The sequence below is a fragment of the Candidatus Chlorohelix sp. genome, assembly GCF_037138995.1.
GTDB lineage: Bacteria > Chloroflexota > Chloroflexia > Chloroheliales > Chloroheliaceae > Chlorohelix.
Genome location: NZ_JBAXHI010000006.1, coordinates 26014 through 50554 on the forward strand (window position 1 = coordinate 26014; position 24541 = coordinate 50554).

Consider the following 24541-nt stretch of genomic DNA (forward strand, 5'->3'; position numbering starts at 1 on the left):
TAGCAAAGTTTGGGTTTAAATTTGATTCTGAGACTCCACACTTGTCCTAATAAGCTAGGCTTTTAGCAGCGCCTTATTTGAAACGGCGAGGGCGCGAAAACCAAATAGCCATTCCAACCAACAGGTTTACAAGGTTAAGAGCCAGCAGCAGAGTAGATAACACCAACGCAGATTCACGGGCAAACCCCATCTGAGCTAGAATACCAATTAGGGTTAGGTCACGTGCGCCAATCCCACTAACCGAAAGCGGTATCAACCCGGCAAAAGTGGCGAGGCTGCTGGCGGCTATAACTTCCAGTGGGCTTAGGTTCATTCCTATAGCAAAAGCCAGCAACCAAGTTCTCATAATTGCAGTGAACATTGTCAGGACGGTTATTAACAGACAGACCAGCAGATGTGAAGCCGTAGTTTTTGACAATGGAAAGACCGTAGCTTCCGAGCCTTCCTTGATTTTATTACCCAGAACGTGTTTAAGAAGAGATAATAGGCGTTGCCGTAATGAGGCAAAACCGAGTATAACTAAACCTATGCCTGTACCAGTCAGCAAAAGCAACAGGGTGGGCCATTCCCCAATAAAAGCAGGTCCCAGAATTAGAATGCTGCCGCCGGCTAAAGCCAGCAAAACAATAATATCAAAAAGACGGTCCAACACCACCGATAACAGCGATTGCGCCAACGAATGCCCCCTATCGCGTAGTCGCCAAGCTTTTATCGCATCTCCAAGTTGACCGGGTGTAAAACTGCCAGCCGAAAGACCCAACGCATAAAGATGGTAAGCGCGTCCGAATGACAGAGGTATATTAAGGCTCTTTAGTAATAGACACCAACGCCAAGTTTTAAGCAGGATTATCGGGAAAATTAACAGGATTGACATAGCTACCAGCCACAGATTGGCTTTCAGCAACCCATCTGCGACCTGCCCCAAGTTAAGATTCAGTCGCCACAAAAAAAACACCAGCAGAGCAGTGCCGCCCAATCGCAAAAAGAGACGCTTTCGGTTTATTTTGCCGATTTTAGGAGCCTGTATTGGGGTTATTAATTGTTCAGTTTGACTGGAAAGCATCCGTTGTCGCTCCTCGCTTAATAACAATGTAGGCTCAATTCCTGCTGGTTTGAGGGGGCTAGAGGGTGAGTAATTACAAAACCAGACTTCTAACAGTTCGGAGCTTCGGTAATTTCGTTTCTGAAAGAGATTCCCAACTTTTTAACCCCATACTTTGGGTTTTTGCTACCAAGGGGTCATTATCCCTGGTAGCGCTTGTCTTACAACCCTATTTACCGATACTCTGGTTTAAGGGCATGGAACGATAGAACCGTTATAATCGTAGCATTGCTGCGGAGTTGGTGGCGGTGGCGGAGGAGTGACGCTACCGCAGTGTCCGGGACCAATTAAACCGTTATTAAATTGGTCGAGGGTATTTGCCATGTTGATAGCGGCTTGATCCTTGGACTTGCTACCCAGTTTATTAGCTGACAGCCAAGTATCCGAATTGGAAATCGTTGATGCTACAGCGGAATCACTTGCGCCACTGATTAAATTCAGCTTAGCTGCAATAAGTTGATCCATCAAAATATAACTGGCATCTCCCTTTGGAGGAGTGTTGAAAATCTTAATCAATTGGTCTTTGGAATAGTTAACTCCGCCAATTGTAAGAGAATTAACGGGCCAGCTTTCGGGATGGGTTTTCCAATAACCTTGGGTATAAGTGCAGTTGCCAAAAGCCACTGTACTGGCGTTGGCAGTCCAAATGCCAAAGGGCAAAGCTAATAATGACAGTACCGCTATAAGCCCTAGAATAATGGTACTTTTCTTCTTATTCATAAAATGATAAGTCCTTTCTGTTGTGCAATATAGTATCTGAAAGGCTAGTGGAGAAAGGTTAAGAAGAAAAAAAATAAAATAATACGGATAGACCAAGCCCGCTAGTTTTTCGATACACTGTAATAACCAAGCTACGATTTAAAGAACCGCTACCTTAATGCGGAATTTTCGTATATAGGCATGATAATAGAATTATGGAAATAAGGATATGAGAAAGAGTAAGCTATTGGTACCAATAGGATTAGGACGTTAGTAATAGGAGCAGTCTGGTACTTTTATCGGGTCGAACTCTGTTTCAGAATTTTGCTATAAGGCGCCGCAAATCCCTGATTGGCAAGTCCTTTTTTGATTCTCGCTTGAAACGTGACAACTTGAGGAAGTCTCATTATAATAAGAGAATTATTCTCGAAAAATTCCAAATTAACCCAAACCGGAGAAAATTAGATGGCAGAAATTAAAGAACAGGATGCAAAACTCCTTTCTGGTTCTATCCTGACAGATTTTGATATGCAGCTTATTGGTGAGGGTAATTTCTTCAAAAGTTACGAGAAATTCGGCTCTCATATTATTGAGCGTGACGGGGTAAAAGGGGTCAATTTCCTAGTATGGGCGCCTAATGCCGATTGGGTAGCAGTCATTGGAGACTTCAACAATTGGGATAGAACTAAACACCATATGCACAAGCATGAGCCACAAGGGGTTTGGGAACTTTTCATTCCGGGAATTGGCGCAGGAGAAAAGTATAAATATGGGATTCAGTCTCGCTTCAACGGCTTTTATGTCCAGAAATGCGATCCTTACGGCTTTTTCAGCGAAATGCGCCCTAAAACTGCCTCGATAGTATTTGAGCTTGCTAACTATGAGTGGCAAGATCAGGAATGGGTTAATCAAGGACGCGCTAAACATAATAATATTTACAAGCCTGTATCCATCTATGAGTTGCAGCTTGGTTCGTGGAGGCGGCGTTGGAATAGTGCTAGTCACGATGAAAGCTACCTAACCTACCGCGAACTGGCAGAGCAATTGGTAGAATATGTTGTTGAAATGGGCTTTACCCATATCGAAATTATGCCCATTACCGAACATCCTTTTGACGGCTCATGGGGATACCAGACCACCGGGTATTATGCTGTAACCAGCCGTTTTGGCAACCCGCATGATTTTATGTATCTGGTGGACAAATGTCACCAGCATAACATTGGCGTTATCCTTGACTGGGTTCCGGCACACTTTCCCAAAGATTCTATCGGTTTAGGCTATTTTGACGGTACACATCTATACGAACATTCCGACCCACGTCAGGGCGAACATACCGAATGGGGTACACTTATTTTTAACTACGGGCGAAATGAAGTTCGCAATTTCTTGCTTTCCAATGCCCTATTCTGGTTAGGCAAATATCATATTGATGGGCTAAGAGTGGATGCGGTAGCTTCCATGTTATATCTGGATTACGCTCGCAATCCGGGTGAATGGATACCCAACCGCTATGGCGGACGAGAAAACCTTGAAGCTATTGACTTCATTAAACGTTTTAATGAACGGGTACACCTTGAGTTTCCAAATACCCTGACCTGTGCTGAAGAGTCAACCGATTGGCCTATGGTTTCTTGGCCCACCTACGCGGGAGGGCTGGGTTTTGACCTGAAGTGGAATATGGGCTGGATGCATGATATGCTCGAATATATGAAGAACGAAACCATATATCGCCGTTATCACCATAATAGCCTAACTTTCTCATTGATGTATGCCTTCAGTGAAAATTTTATCCTGCCGCTGTCGCATGATGAGGTAGTACACCTTAAACGCTCTTTGCTGGATAAAATGCCCGGCGACATGTGGCAAAAATTTGCTAACCTACGCGCTTTTTACGGGTATATGTTCACCCACCCCGGTAAAAAACTGCTCTTTATGGGGGGCGAATTTGGACAATGGAAGGAATGGAACGAACGGGAAGCGTTGCAATGGGAATTGCTTCAATATGATACTCATGCCGGATTGTCAAATTTTGTGAAGGATTTGTTACGCCTTTATCGGAACGAACCCGCGCTATATGAGGTTGATACAAGTTGGGAAGGCTTCCAGTGGCTGGAATCGGGCGATGTGGATAATAGCATCATTGCTTTCTTACGCCGCGCTAAAGACCCGAATGATGAGTTAGTCATTGCTTGCAACCTTACGCCAGTGCCACGACAGGGCTATCGTATTGGAGTGCCAAAACCCGGTTATTACCAAGAAATTTTGAATAGTGATTCGGAAAACTACTGGGGTAGTAACATGGGAAATGGCGGAGGATTAACAAGTGAAAATGTGGCATGGGGTGGGCATTATCACTCAGTAAGGCTTACTTTGCCGCCACTAAGTACAATCATTTTGCGAAGTCCTAGACCATAAGGCAGCAGCAGATATAGTGAGGGTGGTAGTTGCCCTCACTATCTGTACATTTCCCATTATAAATTTAATTCCAACTGAGCGGGAAGAAATTCATGAATGAAGCGTTAAAAAGAAAAGAATCTGATGAGAGATTTTCAGTTACATACCAAATAACCGTATATGACAATCGCAGCATCGAAGAACATGCCAGAGATATTACGGTCGAACAGAGCGTAGAAATCCCCCACGACTGCATCCCAGATGAAATTCATGAGCGTGGCATTGTTGGCTGGATTGAGTCGATTGAGCCAATTCTGAACACTCAAAATCAGTATGATGTGGTTATCAGTTATCGCAGCGATAACACCGCTTTTTCAATACCTCAGTTTTTAAATGTGATTTACGGCAACATTTCGCTTAAAAAAGGCATCAAGATTATCAAACTTGACCTAACCCCAGCTTTACTCGATGTTTTTGGTGGTCCCGCCTATGGCATTGAGGGGATACGTAACCTGACCGGCACATACAAACGCCCTCTTGCTTGTACCGCGCTTAAACCGCTAGGACTTTCCACAACCCAACTTGCCAAAATGGCAGGCGAGTATGCCAGCGGTGGTTTGGATATAATCAAGGAAGATCACGGCATGGCAGATATGGCATACCATCGCTTCGTTGAGCGCGTGCCACGCTTTCAAGAAGCTGTTACAGAAGCAAATGCCAAGACCGGGGGCAATACTCTTTTCTTCCCCATGATTTCGGGCGGGTTTGATGAAATTGAACAGCAAGTTGCGCTGGCAAAAAGCCTTGATATAAAAGGGATTCTAGTTGCGCCCTTGTTAGTAGGCGTGGATACTGTCAGAGCTTTGGCGCGTAAGTACAAACTGGCAATAATGACTCACCCCAGTTTTACCGGCACACACTTTCATGACCCCGCACATGGAATGACCCCGGCTGTTTTGCTCGGCACAATCTTTCGGCTTATCGGAGCAGACATTTCAATTTTCATAAATTCTGGCGGTAGGTTCGCGGTTACAGAAGAAGAATGCCAAGACTTAGCAACCGCTTTGCGCGGTACGTTGGGTCATATCAAACCGTCTTTTCCATGTCCCGGCGGTGGAATGAGGCTCGACCGTATCGAAGCAATGGCGCAATCGTTTGGGCAGGATACGGTGATGCTAATTGGTGGAGCGTTAATGCAACATTCCAGAGATTTGGAAAAAAGTGCCTCACTATTTATGGAGGGTATCCGGCAACATTTTGGTGAGGAACGCAGAGCAGTTGCCCACTAGATTTGAGGTAATGAATCAAGCTATGAATCAGGTAAAACATTGGCAAGATGGATTTAAATGGGAGTCTGTTCCGATTCTTAAATATAAGGAAGAAGACTCTCATTTCAAGAATATCACCCGTCAGGTTCTATTTGAAGGCGACCCGCTGCTTCCGGTACAGTGGCGCTATTTTGAAATTGATTCAGAAGGGAACTCAACCCTCGAACGCCACGAACATATTCATGTGGTAATGATTATTCGCGGTAGCGGCAACGCGCTACTAGGTAATCAAATAGTTGAGCTTAATTGTTTTGATGTTTTGCAAATCCCCTCATATACTTGGCACCAATTCCGCGCCACCAACAATGAGCCTCTCGGCTTTCTCTGCCTAGTCAACAAAGAGCGTGACAAGCCACAACTGCCCAATGCCGAAAATCTGGAAGAATTGCGTAGTGACCCACAAATAGCCGAATTTATTCGGGTATAACCCCTCAAACGATTCCTTTCAGTGATGTTTTCAGACAAGGGGCTTAAGCCCCTTGTTTCAAATCTAGGTTCTTTTTTACAGTTTCAAGGGGAAGTCCTGAGAAAAAAAAAGTCCTTCTCATAAGTGAGAAGGACATTGAAAATAGGAAGGTAGATGCCTTAAATCATGATGGTTTTATCTGCATGTATTTAAGCTTCATCGGACCTTGCGCGTTATAGCCCCAATTTTGAATTGTGGGTCTAATTAAGCGCGGCTCAACGGCGTTATACATTGGTATATAGGCTACATCACTCTGAAGTACCTGTTCCGCTTGATAATAAAGTTCGTAACGCTGGCTGCTATCACTAGCGCTATTAGCCTTTGTAACTAGCTCATCGTATTGCGGATTCTTGTAACCACTAGAGTTGCCGCTAGAAGTGCTAAAGAAAGCCGACTCGTAGAAGGTTTGCGGGTCAGGATAGTTTGCCTCCCAGTTGCCACGGTAAAGTAGGAACTCATGATTTTGATCGCGACGCTGAACAAATTCCTTCAAGGTAGCTACAAGGTTCACTTTCAGTTCCACCCCAAAAGCGGTTTTTAACTGCTGTTGGATATTCTCCATCATCACCTTATTAGCGTTGCGGTCACCGCTATTTACCAGACCGCCACTCAGTCCACCGTTACCCCAGTTATTAATTTCTTGCTCTAGAGTTTTAATCTTCTCAGGCGTATCATAACCGGCATCTTTAAACAGTTGCTTGGCTTTATCCAGATTATAGGCGAAATTATTCATTTCGTGATAACCCGGAAAACCTTTAGGCAGCAAACTGGTGGCAGAGAACGCGCTACCGCTAAGAGCGCCTTGCGTAATCAGGGTCAAATCCAGCGAGTAGGCAAAAGCCTGACGCAATTTGAGGTTGCGGCTGAAAACGTTATCCCCTGACAAATTGAAAGCCAGCCAAGTGGTACGTGCCAACGGCACCTGCACATAGGCATCCTTGTATTTAGGGTCTTTAGGAGCGGTTTGCATGTCCGCCAAAGGCACACCCACTTCATCCAATTCACCGTTATCATACTTGAGCTTGGAGGTGGTAGCATCCTTGATAACATCAATAGTAACCGCGCTTACACTAGGTTTCGGGTTGCCGCTGTAAAACGGATTTGGCTCTAACCGAATGGTCGTATCGCGCTTCCAATCCTTAAGCAAGAACGGTCCATTGCTTACAACGGTTTCGGCGCTCATAAAGGACTTGTTAGGCTCACCGATTTTGGCAGGGTTTGCCTCAATGACCTTGCGATTGACCGGATAAAAGCCCGGTAAAGTGCTTTGAGTCAGGAAGTAAGTGCCGGGCTTCTTCAAAGTTATTTCGATGGTGTAATCATCTACCGCTTTAAAGCCTGAAACCGTCAGAGCAGTTCTGGTAGCTTCATCTTTCTGGTTCCAAACCGTGTCAAAACCATCTACCAAGCTGAAAGCGCTACCAGCAGTAGCGGTTAAGCCACTCCGGGCAACTCTGTTCCAGCTATAGATAAAATCTGTAGCATTAAGCGGGTCGCCATTGCTAAATTTCAGGTCTTTTCTCAATTTGAAGGTATATACCTTGCCGTCCGCCGAAACAGTCGGAAGAGCTTCAGCAGAAGCCGGTATGACTTTCATTTGAGGGTTGAGTTCGAGCAACCCTTCAAAAAGATTATCAGCAAGTTGGCTACCAATTGCATCGGTGAGAGTAACATAGGCAGGGTCAAGGGTCAGAGGCTCGCCCGTTTTTGCCCAGTGAAACACTGTCGGTTTGGCATTGGCAACTGTGGTAGCAGCCGCAGTGGTAGCTGTGACAGCCGTAGTTGTTGCAGTATTACCACTGGTAGTCGCAGCAGCAATCGTCTTCGCAACAGTAGTACCCGCTGCCGTTGTGTTTGTTGTAACGGTAGCGGTACTATCACCGCAAGCATAAAGTAACGTGGTCAGCAGTAGCACGCTTAACATAAGTAGCGCTACGCGCTTATCTTTCATCATGTCTCCTCCAAGGGTACAGCGCTTTGGTTTCAAATTTCTATTTAAATCCCCCTACCAATAAAGCGGAAGAATTAAATTTCAACGTAATTAAAGGCTAGAGATTTGATACCAGCCTAGAGGCAAGCGCCTGTTTTGCGCTCTCGCGCCCGGTTCTAATACAATCAGGTATCCCGCCGCCCTCGAAATCAGCCCCTGCTAGAACCAACCAAGGTGGGCAAGTAGCCTTGATGCTGGCAACTTTATCCAAGTGACCAACTTCATATTGAGGGTTAGCATTTATCCAACGGAATACTCTAGAAATAACCGGAATAGCTTCAATTCCCAAAAGTTTCTTCAATTCGGTAAGCGCCAGAGTAATCAACTCTTCATCAGAGCGTGTGACCAATTCAGGGCTGCGATGCCCACCCACAAATACCCTTAAAAGGGCATAGCCTTCTGGGGCGCGTCCGGCAAATTTGGTACTACTCCAAGTGCTGGCGCGTAGTGGCGTAGGGTCATCCCCTGCTACTACAAAGCCGTAGCTATCCAATGGTCGCGCTAATTCAGCTTCTTTAAAGCCCATTGAAATAGTGGCGCTGCTTACAGTTCTGATTCGGTGTAACTCTTGCGCTAATTGAGGAGCAGAGTCATCCAGCATTTCCCGCAAGTATATTGAGGGTATAGTAGCTACAACCGCACTGGCTTTATAAGCTTCACCACTGTCAGTATATACAGTACCTTCTGCATCAATCCGCGTTACTCTTTGCCCGGTGCGAATTTCTCCGGTTAGCTTCGCCTTGATTTCTTCAATCAATTCCCCCATACCGTTACGCATTGAAACAAATATGCTTTTAGGCACGCCGGGTTTAGCAGGGGGCGGGGGAGGCGCATTTCGATGACCTGCAATCAGGCTACCGTATTTTTTCTCCATTTGAAGGTAATTCGGGAAAGTTGCCTCCATACTCATAGTAGCAGGGTTGCCGGTGTAAATACCGCCAAGCATAGGGTCGGCGAAAACCACAAGCGCCTCTTCACCAAATCGGCGATTTACAAAAGAGGCAAGCGTTTCATCCCCTTCCTCCTTTCGAGGCGGTACGTTTACCTCATTCAGCATTCGCACTTTTGCATCTTCGGAAATGACATCAGATTCTCGCAAGCCTTGCTCATCGAGTGGCACAATCAGGCGTAACCCGCGCGGAATATCGTGTAGTTTGCCATCTCTGACAATGTAGGTGCTTTTGGTGGTAGGATTCGTGCCGATAATCTTATCGCCCAAACCCATTTCCAGACACAATTGCACCCCTGCCGGCTTATAGGTAACGAATGAGTCCGCGCCGCCTTCGATGATAAAACCATCCACCCGTTCGGTTGCTATTTTGCCGCCAAGCTTATTGGATGCTTCGAGCAACACATAATCAATACCCTGTTGCTGTAATTCCCAAGCAGCAGCCAACCCTGTAATACCACCACCGATTATCACGACACGATTCACTCGCCCTATCCCCCTTTGCTTAACTACCAGAAAAATGGCACTACAAACCTAAATGCGCTGAATAGCGCAGCCTGATTCTATTACCAAAATATATTAATAGCTGAGATTTAATGCAGCAAGAATGGCTCTATATGTTAACAATATGATACTTGTAGGTGGTAAAGTAGTAGGTAGTACAGACTACAGCGAAATTTATTTCTGGCTAAAGTAAACAAGATTAAACCTTTTTACTCAGATTTTACCAGTGTGGGTCAACTCCTCTCCCTTCTCAGAGAGAGGAGTCAAATTCGCCACTACCTGCCAGATATAGAATTAGCCTTTGGCTACTGCCAATTCTAGTTCTTTAATCTCATCTGCAAAGGGGAAGCTGCCCGGTTCGTACACACAGAATGGTTCTTCCGAAAGCACATCACCGGTCATAGCATAGGAGCGGGAGCGGGAGCCGCCACAAACAAACTTGAATTCGCATTCGCCACAGCGACCTTTTAACTGACCTTTATCGCGCAGCGATTGGAAAAGAGGACTCTCACGGTAAATTTCTACCAGAGATTTCTCACGTACATTCCCACCGACAACCGGTAGATAACCGCTTGGATATACATCCCCTCGCAGGTTAATGAACACGAACCCATCACCTGAGTTGATGTGCATAGGAGTGCGGCGGATATGGTCCCCCGGATCGGGCTGCGGGGTGTTCTTGGTCACTTCCGCTAAGCCAGCTTTTAGCTTGCGGTAGGTGTCATTGAGCGGCAAATAATCTTCCGGCGCTAAACCACGCGCTTCAAGCGCAGCACGCTGTAGCACTACACGTTTGTACTGATGACCTTCGGTAGTTTTCGCGCTGATATACTTGGAGGCATCATAGAGGAAGTTCATCACCGCTTCGTAATCTTCAGGAGAGATTTCGTCTTCTGAGATTGCGCGACCCATCGGTACAAGGAAGAAAAGGCTCCAAGTCATCGCGCCTAACTCCCGTACCAAGGCGAACAAAGCCGGCAAATCATCAAGGTTATAGCGAGTCACAGTAGAATTGACCTGCAATTTTAAGCCAATCTTGCGGGCGTTTTTCCAGCCATTGATAACCCAGTCATAAGAGCCTTGAACTTGGCGGAATTCATCATGAATCTCGGCAGTCGAACCATCAAGGCTGAGGGAAATTGCTCTCGCGCCGGATTCTTTTAACTTAACAAGGTTGTCAATGTTTAACAACGGTGTGCCGGAAGGTGATACACCAACCGGAAGACCCTTGGCAGTGGCATATTTGGTCAGTTCAAAAATGTCCTCACGTTTAAAGGGGTCGCCGCCTGTAAATACAACCAGGGGGCGTGGCGTGCCGAAGCTCTCAATTTGATCAATTAAGCGGCATCCATCTTCAAAAGTAAGAGCAAGAGGATCATTATGGTCTGGGCGGGCTTCGGCACGGCAATGTTTACAAGCTAAATCGCAGGCTTGAGTTGTTTCCCAGATAACCATGAAGGGTCGCTCTTTTAAATCATAGGCAGGTTGACGTATTAAATTGGCAGGTTGGCGTATTGGATGCATCACGAAAACCCCTCTCACATATTATAATAATTTTGTGGTATTAAACACGACAGCCAAGTAAGTGGTAAGTAAAAACGTGTTACACTTTTTTTAACATATCTATGTCAACAGGTAAGTAAAAACTGGTAAATCTCAGGTAAAAAATTCAGAGTCTAAACTACTTTTCGAGACAATAAAAAAACCGCTATATTTTACACATAGCGGCGTACAGGCTTTTTATTATAGGCTCTTATTCTACGGTTACAGATTTGGCAAGGTTACGTGGCTGATCAACATCACAACCTCGAATTTCAGCCAAATGGTAGCTAAGCAGTTGCACCGGTATAGTTGTGATCAATGGCATCAAAAGCGGGTCGGTAGTAGGTATATAAATAACCTTATCTGCCTTATTTGCTATCAATTCATCTCCTTCACTTGCAATAGCCAGCACAAAGCCATCACGGGCTTTAACCTGCTCAACTGCCGAAACTACCTTGTCATACAGCCCATCTTTTACCACAATCGCTACTACCGGCAACCCTTCGTCTATAAGCGCAATCGGTCCGTGTTTTAATTCTCCGGCAGGATAACCTTCAGCATGAATATAACTTAACTCTTTAAGTTTGAGGGCACCTTCCAGAGCAACCGGATAATTTATACCCCTACCAAGATATAGAAAATCTTTGGCGCTATAAAACTTGCGGGAAATTTGGTCATAAATGGGGTTTTCAAGGAGAGTAGTAGCCACCAAATTCGGAATCTCAACCAGCGATTGGAGCAAACCTTGCGCTCTTTCGGCAGTAAGTTTTCCGCGTTCTCTACCCAAATATACTGCCAACAAAAATAAATCAGCCAGTGAAGTGATAAAAGCTTTGGTGCTGGCGACTCCAATCTCAGGACCGGCGTGCATATAAATTACGCCATCCGCTACCCTCGCTGCTTGGCTACCTACTACGTTAACTACCGAAACAACCTTAGCCTTTTTGAGTTTTGCTTCTTCTATTCCCGCAAGGGTGTCAACCGTTTCGCCAGATTGCGTAATTGCCACCAGCAGATGATTAGGAGTTAATATTGGGTCACGGTAACGAAATTCACTGCCATAATCCACATCGCAAGGCAAACCAGCAAGACTCTCAATCCAAAATTTCGCTATTAATCCAGCATGCCAACTTGTGCCGCAGCCTATCAAAGTTACCTTTTCAATCGCGGCAATGTCCGACTTGCTGAACTTAAAATCTTCGAGCTTTACATTACCGTTCTCAACATCTACCCTGCCTAACAAAGTGTCACTGAGCGCTTGTGGTTGGTCGTAGATTTCTTTCTGCATAAAATGCTTGTAGCCACCTTTGGCAGCGCTTATTGCATCTATAGTAACGGTAACTATTTCTTTCGATATAACTTCACCCTTTGAGTTAAAGAATGTTACTCCTGCGGTGTTGAGTACCGCAACTTCATTGCTCTCTAGGAAGGTTATACGTCTTGTATGGGGTAAAATAGCGGGTATATCGCTGGCAATAAACATTTCGTGTTCCACTTCAGCACCATAGCCGATAACCACCGCTCCGGCATTACTTAAACGCGCTGCCACTATTTTTTCTGGGTCATCGAGGCTAATTGCTACAATCGCCGCTGTTCCCTTCAAGTGGTTCAGGGTTTTTATCATAGCCTGCTCCAAAGTGTCACCTTCGCGCAGCATATTTTTCTCTAGTAGATGAGCAATAACCTCAGTATCGGTTTCACTGGAGTAATTAAAAGCATAGCCAGATTGCACTAATTCTTGCTTTAGTTGCACATAGTTTTCGACAATTCCATTATGAACAACCACGACTCTACTTTGGGGACCACTATGGGGGTGAGCATTTAACTCTGTGGGCTTTCCATGGGTTGCCCAGCGAGTATGCCCCATTCCAACCGAACCTTTAAGAGGTTTTGGCTCCTCCTGAAGTTGATTAACCAAGTTTTGTAGCTTGCCAACGGCTCTTCTAACTTCTATATTACCCGCCGGACTGATTAAAGCGATACCGGCAGAGTCATAACCACGATATTCCAAACGTTGCAACCCTTCAATAATAACGGGCAACGCTTGCTTAGAACCTACGTATCCGATAATTCCACACACTTATAACTTCTCCTTACAAGCTATAGATATTCGGATAAATCATGCTTATCGGGGTACTTCTAACCGATTTTGCTCCTCAATTTTTCCAGAATATCCAGCATCTAAATCCCGTGTTAAATCTTCCGATTTGTGAAAAGGTTTAGAAAGTTTTTGACTCATTGAAAGCAAAGCAGTTCTGAAAGGATTTGATAGCCGCTTCATTGCAGATTCATTAACTAACACATTTGCGCTAAGCTGAGTTGTACCTAGGCTGGTCTTGTAAGCGATTACTCCTTCTAGACCCGCGCTGGTATCTAAATCATACCACCAATAGCCGCTCTCGCAACTATGCTTGATTAATTCATAGTCCAACAAATTAGACGCATAACTTTTGGCATAATCCCGCAAAATGGCTTTGTTCCATGACATCACATGTTTATTTTGATAAAACCGTATTGCGCCACCAATTATTTTATTATCAAGCTTAACTATCCATAGTTTTACGTTTTTGGTGCGCCGTTTCAGAATTAAATCATATAAACGCCAATCGAATTTTTCCCCTTTTAGATTATCACCCCAACGAACGACAGCTAATTCATAAATTCTGTAATATGCTTGCCAATCCGCTTCAGTGATACCTTCTTCTAAAGTTACACCAGCTTTTACAGCACGTTCAGCATTTCTTACCGCAGAACGATGCTCAGTAAGCCAGTTGTTTCTAATTGAGTCAAACCCCTGTCGCAAATCCAGAACTTGCGTGTAATCTATATCATTCCAAGGAACTTTATCGGTAGGGAAGCTCTTATCAAAAGGATTCTGCCGAAAAATTAAGCTTAGTTTATAGGAATAGGCAAGGAGCGCATTATGGTGCTTTTCGTTCAGAGTATGCAAGCTCAACCAACCGCCGTATTGCCACTCTGGCCCAGACATATATTGTTTTAATAGACCACGGCTAATCTTTTGCACCATAATAGGGAAAAGAACTTCAACCCCATCATTAAAGGTTATATATTTAGCAACCGAACGCAATTTTCCGTTTCGATATTCTTCCCATATTTCAGCCCATCCTCTGCTATGAAAAAAGGTAGCATAGTCACATTGGTTAACTACAGTATCCCATTGTTCGGATGTAGCTTCTTCTATTCTGCTTATTTTAATATCCATTTGTTTTAATTAATTCCTCGCTAGAACTAAGCTAGAACTTACAATTGAGAACAACCGGGTTATACTCCGAGAGGAGCTACGGGCAATTCTTCTTCTACTTTCTTTTTCTTATTGCTAGACAAGTGAGTGATAGTATCCTTTACTGATAACAAAGTTTTCTTGAATGTTCCATTGTTAACAAGTTTATTAGTTCTTAACTTTATAGTCCCAAACCTTTCTTTAAAGGTAATAACTCCTTCAAGATTTCCGCTGGGATTGAAATCATACCACCGATACCCTTCATTTTTACTGTAGCGGACTATTTCAGCATGCATAAATGGTGCAGCCCTAAATTCCTGAAATTCCATACGAAATGCGCCATGCCAATACATAACGGTTTGGCTTTGGTAGAAACAAATAGACCCGGAAAGAATTTGACCGTTATATTTGACCAACCACAGCTTAATTTTAGTGGAGTGTAATTCATAAAGCATTTCAAAGAGTCGGTAATCATAACGACTTAAAGGAGTTTCCCAACGTTCCAGAGACTGGGTATAGATTTCAAAGTATTCTTTCCACTCTTCCTCAGTGGTAGCCTCCACAAGAACCAATCCGGCGCGAGAAGCTTTGTTGATTGCGCTGACATGTCCCCGCGCCCAACTTCGTTTTAATTCATCATAGTCTCTGCTCAAGTCAATAGCTTGGGTGAAATCTTCATAACTCCAAGGTAAATTTGCCTCATCCAACGTTTCATCAAAAGGATTCTGACTAATCATAATATTACGTTTTTGGAAATAATCCCATAGTAATTTGACACTACACTGACAGCAGAAATAGAAAGCTTGTGTATTAAATTTTGCTTCTTTTAAGCGCATTGCCCCAATTTATTGCTTGCTTTAATTCACGTGCCTTGTGAATTAAAACGTTTGAAGCTTTTCTGATGTTACTATTATGAATATAAAAATTAGCGGGGATTTTGGTGGGTTTTAAGCTGGATTTATAATTAACCACACCCTCAAGCCCACCACTTGGTCCAAGGTCATACCAACGATAACCACGCTTACAAGCGTCCTCAAGAATTGCTGTATCAGCCAGTTTAACCTGATTTAGTCGGTAATATTCTTTTAAGCCTACTCCCAACCAACAATGAACAATTTGTTTATAGTAAAAACACACGGTAGCATAAATAACTTTGCCCTCATAACGTGCCACCCATAGCTGCATTTTTTCTGGGTCTAGTTTACTCAACAAATCAAATAATTCTCGCTTATATTCTTTGCCAAGCAATTTGTTACCCCATTGGGTAGTGGAAGCTGTATATATCTGGTAGCAAGCTTCCCAATCTTCAGGCGCATTGGATCTTTCTACTGTAATACCAGCCTCACGCGCTACCCGGAGCAAGCGCCTGAATTCCTTACCTACATTTTTCAAATAGCTGTCGAAGCCCGGTTCAAGGTCAATCGCCTGTGTAAACCCCGGATAATTCCAGTCCAAATTTGCTTCTGCCAAACTGGTATCAAAAGGGTTCTGGCAAAGCATTGTATTATATGTGGAAACGCGATCCCAAACGGTTTTGTGTTGCTCTGGCGTTAAAGGTCGGGTACTTATCCACCCACCATAAGTACCTATAAATGAAGAAAGGTAAGTCCAGATAGGATAGGTAAGATATTGGAAAAATGGTTGTTTGAAGGATTTACCGACCGAGAAAGGAATAAGCACCCTAGTAGCATCTGTAAGGGTTAATATTTCTGCCTCTGCTTTGAGTTTACCGCCTGTATAGGTTTCCCATAATTCAGCCCATTCCCTCGTGTGGAAAAAAGTGGCATTATCACATTCCGAAGCTAAGCTATCCCACTCTTCATTAGTGGCAATTGTTTTTTGTAGCATGCCGGGTAAAAACAACATTTATAAAACCTTCTTTGATAATGGATTGACAACGCAATAATTATTTAAGTATCTTACAAATTGCTTGTAAGCATTAACTACACTAATACTAGGCTAAAATTGTAGATTTCATCCAAATATTAAGAATAGCTTTCATTGAGCAACTGAACTGACCTTCTGCAAACGCACCTTCAAGGATTGTAACCTACTGGTTGTTTCCCACCGTAATCGCTCATATACTTTAAAAGTAGGAGTCTTATGGATTAATATGCTACCTTCCATTTTCTCGCACCCTGTTCGAGACTTATACTCTATAATACTGGGGGCTATTGCGCGACCCATGTCAAACCACCAATAGCCTTCTTGAGCGTAGTATTCTATCTGTTGGAAATCAAGATAGTTAGGAGCCTTGAGATGAAAATATTCGTGCAAACCACCCTTAACCCATAAAATAACAGTATGGTTATGACATAAATCGATTTGCCCGGCAATCATTTTCCCATCAACCCATGCCGCCCATAACTGAGCTTTAACTGAAGCCTGCTTGTAAAACCCTTCGAATACAGACCAAGAATATATTACAGGATCATCCCAGCGTTTGGAAGATTCTAGATATATTTGATAGAACTCACGCCATTCCTCCAATGTAGAAGCCTTGCTTACTGTCACACCTTTGTTTGGAGCTTGACGCGCATTTCTGAGAAAAACTTTATGAGACGTTTGCCACATTTTCCTGACAGCTTCAATACCGCCACGCATATCTATTACCCAAGTATTATCGTCTTCACGCGCGAAACCGGGGTACAACGACACCGGACGAAAGGGACTCTGCCGCCATGAGAGATTATAACGGGAAAGATATTGGAACAATACCTGCTCATACTCGGCTGTTATATCGCGGTCACTCAGAAAACTACCGTATTTATTATCTGGTGAAAATGAATGCCTATAAAAAATTCCTTTGAGCTTTTTATACTTAACTAATGGCAGCAGCATTTCTACCCCATCGCTGAAGCGAATTAGTTGAGAGGCATCTTCCGGTATTTGATTATCAGAATACGGATTGGGGTTTGAGCAAAGAACCTTATTCCATACATGTGTTTGATAGAAAGTAGCATAATCGCAATTGTTTTCAAATCTTTCCCACTGTTCGGGAGTAGGTTTGGCGATGTTGACAATTCTAAGACCACTCATTTTAGCTGTGTCTCCAAGTCCGACACTTATGTTCTTTGAAAATGAAGGAGTAGGTAGGATAAGTATTTGGACATATTATTATTAAAAACCATGCACAATTATAATAACTACTGATTAAATATAAGGCAATATCCAAGCATTTTTTTGAGTTTTAATTGAAAATTAATATGTGGTAATCTAGTTTATGGCAGAATCAAAAAGCTATTTTACAGCCTAATCAGATTCTTTATAAATAGCTTAGAAGGAGAAATTTTTGATGGCAGCAGCTATATACTCTACCTGTTCAATAGACAATTCGGGATAAATTGGTATGCTAATAATTCGGTCAGCTGTATCTTCAACCTGTGGCAGACTGCCTTTACCCAAATTCAACCACTCATAGGCTAGTTGCAGGTGTGCCGGAATTGGATAGTGTATGCCTGTGCCAATTCCAAGTTCCTTCAGATAAATTTGAAGTGTATTTCTTACAGAAATAGATGACAATTTTAATACATACAAATGATAGATATGGGAGCCATAATCTTTTTCAAGAGGGGTTTGTAAAGGCAAGCCTTCCAGAAGGCGGTTATAGAGAGTTGCTCTTTCGCGTCTTGCCGCATTGCAGGCGTTCAAATAGGGCAATTTCACCCTCAAAATCGCGGCTTGTATTTCATCCAAACGACTATTCAAACCCATAAGTTCATGGTTATAGCGTTCGCGCTGTCCTCCATTGCGTAAGCGTGCCAACCTATCGGCTATTTCCGGGTCATTGGTAGCAACTGCTCCGCCATCGCCATAACAGCCAAGATTCTTAGAAGGATAAAAGCTATAAGTTCCAACATGCCCAATTGTACCGGTATATTTGCCTTTATATGTTGTGCCGTGTGCTTGGCAACTATCTTCAATGACAAAAAGGCTATAATTTTTTGCAAGATTTAGAATCGGGTCAAGGTCAGCGGACTGCCCGTACAAATGAACCGGTACGATGGCTTTTGTACAATGAGTTATTGCAGCTTCGATTAATTCGGGATTTATCAAGCCTGTATCAGGGTCAATATCAACCAACACTGGCTTTGCGCCAGTAGCGGATATTGCCAATAAAGTAAACAGAGCGGTATGAGGCGTGGTAATTACCTCATCCCCGCTTCCAATGCCACAAGCCATCAAGGCAAGCTGAATTGCATCTGTCCCGTTTGCGACACCGAATACGTGCTTTACCCTAAGGTATTCAGCAAATTCTTTTTCAAATGCGCTAACTTCTTCGCCCAAAACAAAAAAACTGCGCTCTAAAACCCGCTCGATAGCAGTATCTATTTCCTTCCGCAAAAGGTTATACTGGCTTTTTGTTTCAAATATTGGAATGTTACCTACAAAAGCAGCCAACGTAATAACTCCTTTGAGTATTATTAAAAATAATATTCCTTGTATTTATCATAAAATTCAATAGTTTGCTTCAATCCAGTACGCAAGTCGGTTCTAGGTTCCCAACCGAGCATTGCCTTTATTTTACTGTAGTCGCCATAATAATCTCCAATCGAGATGGCTTTTTTCTCAGGTGGCCAAGGTACTAGCCGATAACTACCCCGTTTTGCCAACTCAATCATAGTTTCTACTTGTTGCAACAAAGAGTAAGGTTCTCCGCCCAAATTAAAAAAATGACCGTTACTTGCTTCTATCGCGCCAGCCCTTAAGAAAGCATCAACCACATCATCCACATAATTCAAGTCTCGTAGTTGCTGCCCGTCTCCGAATAACTGAGTTTCCTTATTTTCCATTATCAACCTAAGCAACCAACCCTGACTGGTCAGGCGATTATCCTTCATCCACTGGCGGGGACCATAGCAGTTGGTCAGGCGCAGAGAGGTAGTCCGCATCCCATAAACACTTTGGTACAACAAATGATAACGTTCACCTGCTGCTTTATTAATCCCATTTACATCCACAGGACGTACCAAATGGTTCTCATCTACAGGCAAATAATCTGGATTGCCATAAATCTGCCGAGTTCCGGCATAAACTATCTTAACGGTAGGATTTACCTTGCGGCAAGTTTCCAATAGAGCTAATTGGCTGCGGCAATTTATTTCTAAATCGGTAAAGGGGTCTAACATACTATCAAGATGGCTGATTTGACCAGCCAAATTAAAAATATAGTCAATAGCACTTACCAGATAAGACATCGAATTTTGGTCACGGACATCCGAAATATTAAAATGAATCTTATTGATAATATCTTCCAGATTAAATAGGTTTCCGCCGTAAGTTGGAATCATAGAGTCAACGACGGTTACATGCGCTCCGATTTGTACAAGGCGATGTGCCATGTTTGAGCCGAGAAAGCCTGCCCCCCCCGTAATGAGAACTTTGCTGCCTCTGTATGCCTCCAGATAATTATTCCGATTAAAATCTGGCAAATTAAAGTTCCTTTCGTTAGAAACCCGGTATCTAGTGTAAACCATTATATACCATCTTTTACATCCCTTGTTGACAGTCTGCAAGCGCGGCTTTATCATAATTCAGTATAATATTTAGAAATAGCCGGGCAAGGTAAAGGGAGAAAAAAGATTGCGTATCAGAGTAAAAGTTCCAGCCTCATCTGCAAACCTTGGTTGTGGATTTGATGCCTTTGGTTTGGCATTAGCATTATATACCGATTTTATCTTTGAAAGTGGAACACATGAAGGTGAGATACTGGTTGTAAAAGGCGAAGGAGCCGATAAATTATTAAAAGAACGTTGCAAGCTGGTTTATGATGCAATTAGGGTTTATGAGCGTTATACCGGTTATAAAGTACCTAGTTTCAAGCTGGAAATTGAAAACCGGATTCCTTTGGGCAGAGGTCTGGGAAGTAGCGCTGCCGCAATCGTGGGTGGGTTGGTTGGCGCAGATGCGCTTTGCCGCCGCGCCTATGGCGGCATCAATTACCCCTCCACCAACCAACTGGTTAGGCTTGCTACAGAAATAGAGGGACATCCCGATAACGTATCAGCCGCGTTGCTTGGCGGTCTAACTCTGGCGGTTTCTGCGCCCGCCGCTGCGGCGCCCTATTTCGCTGCTACTGCCGATGACAACGAGCATGAAGATACCGCCCCCGCAGAATTTAAAAACATAGATGGTGGTCCGGCTTGGCGTAACCCCTTGGTAGTATCCCTACCAACTCCGACAAATCTGACAACAGTAGTATTTATACCATCCTTTGAAATGAGTACCAAAGAAGCGCGTGCCGTTTTACCGCCAAGCGTTTCCATGCAAGACGCAGCCCATAACTCAAGCCGAGCAGCCTTATTTATAGCCGCTTTCACTGCTCCGAGCGGTAAATTGGAATGGCTGGCAGAGGCAATGAATGACCGATTGCATCAGCCTTATCGAGGTCAAATTTTCCCGCAGCTTCCTGCCTTGATTGATGGCGCACAAAGAGCGGGCGCATATGGCGCAGCGTTGAGTGGCGCAGGGTCGGCGGTATTAGCCTTTACTCCTCGCGAAAGAGTTCCCCAAATCCATGAGGCTTTCCTGAAAACGGCACGAGAATTGGGTTTGAGCGGTCGTACCGAACAGTTAGAAATCGGGCTGGGAGGTCCGCTAATCGGTTACGAGCTATAGGTAAAGGGTGGCACAATCTTACGTATAAGGTTGTGCCAATGCATACTACTGTGATAATTCTTCAAGACGGGCTGCAAGTGTGAAATCCGGCTTTTCTTTGGCAATATATTTAGCGCGAATAGCCGGCAAATCCACCATAAGCGCTGCAGCTTGTTGCAATAATTTTACTCCGGTCAAATAATCCTGAAGATGTATATTTTCGGTAGCAAGATAAGGTTTGCCGGGTGAGTCATCGGAAACATTGTGATAATTGCCAAGCGGAAAAGCTAATCCGGTTGCCTTATAGCCGTTCAAAATAGCAGAACTGGCTTCGCATCTTCCTCCCGTCATTAGTTGACGCTGGATTTTTACAGGCTGAGAAGAGCGTGCCACTAAATCGCAGCCCATTTTAAGAGCAGCCCGATTCAAAACAAACTCAGCTTCCGAATCAAAGGTAGAAAAGCGATCCCCTGCTCTGATTACAGGACCTTCCCCTTGAATTGCGCCGGGTAAAGCCTTACTGGCTTCAATCGAAACCACCAGCGTATCTAACGGCAATGCGCCGGATTGAAAAACCATATCTGCGCCAACCAAGCCGACTTCTTCGGCGCGTGTGAAAACGCCGTACAAATTGGCTTCAACTTCGTCAGTTGCAACTTTATGTAAAGCTAAAAGAGCAGCAGCACAACCCGCCAAATCATCTATAACCCGCGCATAAATAAAATCATCGCTAATTTGAAAATCAAGTAAATCCCAAATCCCGAATTTATAGCCTTCCGGTAGTTCAATCTCACTTTGAAGATACAATTCAACCATGCGAGGAGGTAGAGATTCAGCTTTGTATCCAACGATTTTTCCAGCAATAAAAGGCTTGGAGGAATCAAGGCTATAAATTCTGACCTGTGGCTCTCCTTCAAAACAAAGCGGGTTAACCCCACCTAACAAAAGCGCAGTTAGGTTTGCGTTTGGGAAGCCTTCAATTGCGCCTTTAGCAGTTATTTCAAATGCCGGATGGTCAGTATGCGCCATCAGTGCAAGTGGGCGAATATTCACGCCTTTAGAATAATGCGCCAAAATATTACCCCAACGATCAATCGTATAGGGAATATTGTATTGCTTTAGAAACGCTTCGATATAAGCCAGAATATTATGCTCAAAAAAAGAGGCAGTCGGGATAGAGACTAAATCACGTAGCGTGTTTAGACAAAATTCTTCGTAAGCTGAATCCATTTAATTTACGCTGCCTTTTACTGTTTTGAGCCGCTCAGTACGTTGTTACGGCGTTTGAGCAAAATACGGGTGAAAGGAATGCGTACTTCCTCGAAAACCTCAATGCTGATAAGAAAGCCTATAAAGATAAAAGTCACGCCCAACAAGGTTGCCAGTGAAAAGGCATCAGATCCGCTCAAATTAAAGCGGGTTATGAAACCGGCGCTACTAGCAGCAAAAGCCCCTAGCGCAATAAAAATATTACTCAACACCCTGTAAAATCTAATGCGTTTGCGCCAGAAAACAAACGTACTTTGGATTGCGCCAAATAAGAGAAACCCTGCCCCAAAAATATTAAAGAAGGGGGTCATTACTCTGACATAAGTAGGGAAGGCTTTACCTGTAACCTCTTCGGTTGCATTAGCCGGAAGTTGCGATAAATCAACCTGTGCGGTAAATACCAACACCAGCGCGGTAATGAAGCATAAAATCAGAATACCCAATACGGGAAGCGCAACTTTACGAGAAGCAATCAGGAAGATTGTACCCATACCAAGAAATGAACTTGTACCCATCGCACCTGCCAAATACCACAGCCGGTAGTAGTTGGCATTTTCTATCCAACCGTTGGAAGTTCCTAGAAATTGGGAAAAGGCAGCAAGGCAAAACAACAATAAGCCAATAGTCCAAATGACTTGGTAGGTCTTGTGTCGCAAAATAAACTGGTCGAATACCATCAACGCAAAAATGAAACTAACTATGCTGGCGAGCAAAGGAAGCATAACCGTGAAGTTCATATGTCTTACCCTTTTGTTAGGTCACCCAATTCATATTTTGATTTTGGGCAAGTTGGAATTTTGCTGTTCTCAAGTGTTGCGGTAGCCAGATTTTAACACATTTTTTTCAGAACTCCTATAGGGTTTCTACCTTATTTTTTAACAAAATTAAAGAGCCTGCCATAATAAAAAAAGCCCCTTACCAAATATAAGGGGCTAATATATAACAAGTCGAAAATTTATTCAGAAGCTTGTGCCGTAACAGATTTGTGTGGATGCAAACGGGATTGGCGTATGCCTATAAACCAGACCGCAACTCCCGCGCTGAACAATAGCAATTGCGGGAGTGTAGTTTCCCATGTTGGGAAAATCCCAAAAAATTCATTTGCCGGAAGAATTGTACTAGTATTGGACGATAGCAGATTGGCTACTTGCAAAGAGTGGATACCTGTTCCCAAAAACTTGAAGCATAGATAGAAAACCAAAATACTAGCTACCATAAAGAAAGGGCGTAAGGGTATTCGTACTCCTGCCACTATTATTAAAATACCGATTACCAGCAGAATTGCCAACCCAATGCCCAAACCTGCTAACAGGTCGAACAGGCTGATTGAACCTGCCATACCCAATAGAAATAATACGGTTTCAGCGCCTTCCCGAAACACTGCTAAAAATGCCAGCAAAGCCAAACCGAACAAACTGCCCTTTGCCAGCGCATTGCTAGTTTTTGCGCTGATATAGCGCTGCCATTCCTTTATGTTAGATTTGCTATGCAACCAATAGCTAACATAGACAAGCATTAACGCGGCAAATAAACCGACAAAGCCCTCCATTACTTCACGATTGCCGCCGCTAAAAGCGTTTGTGAAGATTAACTGAATCAGTACCGCCAGCACAACGCTGATTCCCAACCCCCCTATAGCGCCACTCCACACCCATTTCTGTCCGCTTTTGTTATCAGATTTTCGCAAAAACGCCAGTAAGGCAACCAAAACCAGCAGAGCTTCCAAACCTTCACGCAAAATTATTGCTACAGCATCGAATATTCCATAGTTCCCGGCATTGTTAAACGGCTCAAGACGCGAATACATTCGATCCAGAACCTCTTTAGCTTGAGGTGAATTTTGGGAAAGCAAATTGAAAGCTAGGCTCATATCGTTTTCAGTGCCGATATAGGCATTTACCGAGCGAGTCTTTATTTGCCCCTCAACATTCAACCATGCTACCTGAAACTCTTTTACATCATTCAACGCAGAGGCATAGTTACCACTAATGACATAAGCGCGTGCATCATCCAGTTTGCTCAATACGGCGCTTACTGTTGGTTTGCTATCAACTGGAGTACCGCTAATATCTTGTGAGCTACTTTGAATAAATGCTAGGTTAATATCATAGAGATTGTCCAGCGTTTCAGCCACTTTATCAGCTTTTTGTGAGGCAAAAGCTTCGGTAATATCGCGCATTTTGTTTTCAATATCTAAATAAGTTTGTCTAGATTTTTCCTTTACCCCATCTTCAACCGCGCTCCAAGAGCTTTCAAAAAGCTTATAGGTTTCTTGCGCTGCCGCTAAATCACCTGACTTAGCCAATGAAAGCGCGGTTTCTACGTGAGCATTAAGCTGCTGAAGCTCATCTTCCGGGCTAGAAGCACGAGCCGGAACTGCAAGAAAGCTTAAAAGAAGAAGTGGCAATAATAGTAGTCCCAACAGCCGAATCCTTGAAGTTTTCACCTTGTCTAGCTCCC

At 43.7% G+C, this 24541-nt stretch carries 19 protein-coding genes; 4 read left to right on the forward strand and 15 right to left on the reverse strand.

Going from position 1 to position 24541, the window contains the following annotated elements; genetic code table 11:
* Positions 1-73: 73 nt before the first annotated feature.
* Together WCK19_RS04415 and WCK19_RS04420 are read right to left on the reverse strand one after the other, a co-directional pair.
* Positions 74-1063 (reverse strand): lysylphosphatidylglycerol synthase transmembrane domain-containing protein, encoded by a 990-nt coding sequence (locus tag WCK19_RS04415; protein WP_342396151.1) that lies wholly within the window; start codon positions 1061-1063, stop codon positions 74-76.
* A gap of 228 nt (positions 1064-1291) precedes the next feature.
* Complete coding sequence (locus tag WCK19_RS04420) at positions 1292-1822, reverse strand: hypothetical protein (protein WP_342396152.1); 531 nt, start codon at positions 1820-1822, stop codon at positions 1292-1294.
* A gap of 444 nt (positions 1823-2266) precedes the next feature.
* Between WCK19_RS04420 and glgB the strand changes: the two genes are divergently transcribed.
* The 3 genes from glgB to WCK19_RS04435 all read left to right on the forward strand — a co-directional run bounded on the left by glgB (position 2267) and on the right by WCK19_RS04435 (position 5950).
* The gene (gene glgB, locus WCK19_RS04425; RefSeq protein WP_342396153.1) at positions 2267-4216 is read left to right on the forward strand and encodes a 1,4-alpha-glucan branching protein GlgB; all 1950 of its coding nucleotides are present in this window, start codon (positions 2267-2269) and stop codon (positions 4214-4216) included.
* 92 nt (positions 4217-4308) lie between these two features.
* Complete coding sequence (locus WCK19_RS04430) at positions 4309-5484, forward strand: RuBisCO large subunit C-terminal-like domain-containing protein (RefSeq protein WP_342396154.1); 1176 nt, start codon at positions 4309-4311, stop codon at positions 5482-5484.
* A complete protein-coding gene (locus WCK19_RS04435) occupies positions 5474-5950 on the forward strand; it encodes a cupin domain-containing protein (RefSeq protein ID WP_342396155.1) in 477 nt (158 codons plus the stop codon). The genes WCK19_RS04430 and WCK19_RS04435 overlap by 11 nt, the downstream gene beginning before the upstream one ends.
* Positions 5951-6113: 163 nt before the next feature.
* Here WCK19_RS04435 and WCK19_RS04440 read toward each other — a convergent pair whose 3' ends face one another.
* The 10 genes from WCK19_RS04440 to WCK19_RS04485 all read right to left on the reverse strand — a co-directional run bounded on the left by WCK19_RS04440 (position 6114) and on the right by WCK19_RS04485 (position 19692).
* On the reverse strand, positions 6114-7943 hold the full coding sequence (locus tag WCK19_RS04440; RefSeq protein WP_342396156.1) for a peptide ABC transporter substrate-binding protein: 1830 nt from the start codon (positions 7941-7943) through the stop codon (positions 6114-6116).
* A gap of 94 nt (positions 7944-8037) precedes the next feature.
* The gene (gene hemG, locus WCK19_RS04445; RefSeq protein ID WP_342396157.1) at positions 8038-9414 is read right to left on the reverse strand and encodes a protoporphyrinogen oxidase; all 1377 of its coding nucleotides are present in this window, start codon (positions 9412-9414) and stop codon (positions 8038-8040) included.
* Between the two features lie 312 nt (positions 9415-9726).
* Complete coding sequence (locus WCK19_RS04450) at positions 9727-10956, reverse strand: TIGR04053 family radical SAM/SPASM domain-containing protein (protein ID WP_342396265.1); 1230 nt, start codon at positions 10954-10956, stop codon at positions 9727-9729.
* Positions 10957-11185: 229 nt separating this feature from the next.
* Entirely contained in the window at positions 11186-13054 is a 1869-nt protein-coding gene (gene glmS / locus WCK19_RS04455; protein ID WP_342396158.1) for a glutamine--fructose-6-phosphate transaminase (isomerizing), read from the reverse strand.
* Between the two features lie 45 nt (positions 13055-13099).
* Positions 13100-14197, reverse strand: a complete 1098-nt coding sequence (locus WCK19_RS04460; protein ID WP_342396159.1) for a GNAT family N-acetyltransferase — start codon at positions 14195-14197, stop codon at positions 13100-13102.
* A 59-nt stretch (positions 14198-14256) separates the two neighbouring features.
* Entirely contained in the window at positions 14257-14952 is a 696-nt protein-coding gene (locus tag WCK19_RS04465) for a GNAT family N-acetyltransferase (RefSeq protein WP_342396160.1), read from the reverse strand.
* 73 nt (positions 14953-15025) lie between these two features.
* A complete protein-coding gene (locus tag WCK19_RS04470) occupies positions 15026-16081 on the reverse strand; it encodes a GNAT family N-acetyltransferase (protein WP_342396161.1) in 1056 nt (351 codons plus the stop codon).
* A gap of 132 nt (positions 16082-16213) precedes the next feature.
* Positions 16214-17254 carry a GNAT family N-acetyltransferase gene (locus WCK19_RS04475; protein WP_342396162.1) on the reverse strand — a complete coding sequence of 347 codons (1041 nt, stop codon included), beginning with the start codon at positions 17252-17254 and terminating at the stop codon, positions 16214-16216.
* A gap of 237 nt (positions 17255-17491) precedes the next feature.
* Positions 17492-18616, reverse strand: a complete 1125-nt coding sequence (locus WCK19_RS04480) for a DegT/DnrJ/EryC1/StrS family aminotransferase (RefSeq protein WP_342396163.1) — start codon at positions 18614-18616, stop codon at positions 17492-17494.
* Between the two features lie 23 nt (positions 18617-18639).
* Entirely contained in the window at positions 18640-19692 is a 1053-nt protein-coding gene (locus WCK19_RS04485) for an NAD-dependent epimerase/dehydratase family protein (RefSeq protein ID WP_342396164.1), read from the reverse strand.
* Positions 19693-19798: 106 nt separating this feature from the next.
* Here WCK19_RS04485 and thrB point away from each other — a divergent pair, with 106 nt between their 5' ends.
* Complete coding sequence (gene thrB, locus WCK19_RS04490; protein WP_342396165.1) at positions 19799-20833, forward strand: homoserine kinase; 1035 nt, start codon at positions 19799-19801, stop codon at positions 20831-20833.
* A 45-nt stretch (positions 20834-20878) separates the two neighbouring features.
* On the opposite strand, the gene WCK19_RS04495 is transcribed toward thrB, so the two are convergent.
* From WCK19_RS04495 to WCK19_RS04505, 3 genes are all read right to left on the reverse strand, one after another.
* On the reverse strand, positions 20879-22042 hold the full coding sequence (locus tag WCK19_RS04495; RefSeq protein WP_342396166.1) for a hypothetical protein: 1164 nt from the start codon (positions 22040-22042) through the stop codon (positions 20879-20881).
* 17 nt (positions 22043-22059) lie between these two features.
* Positions 22060-22818 carry a hypothetical protein gene (locus tag WCK19_RS04500; protein ID WP_342396167.1) on the reverse strand — a complete coding sequence of 253 codons (759 nt, stop codon included), beginning with the start codon at positions 22816-22818 and terminating at the stop codon, positions 22060-22062.
* A 218-nt stretch (positions 22819-23036) separates the two neighbouring features.
* Entirely contained in the window at positions 23037-24527 is a 1491-nt protein-coding gene (locus WCK19_RS04505) for an FTR1 family protein (protein ID WP_342396168.1), read from the reverse strand.
* Between the last annotated feature and the right edge of the window lie 14 nt (positions 24528-24541).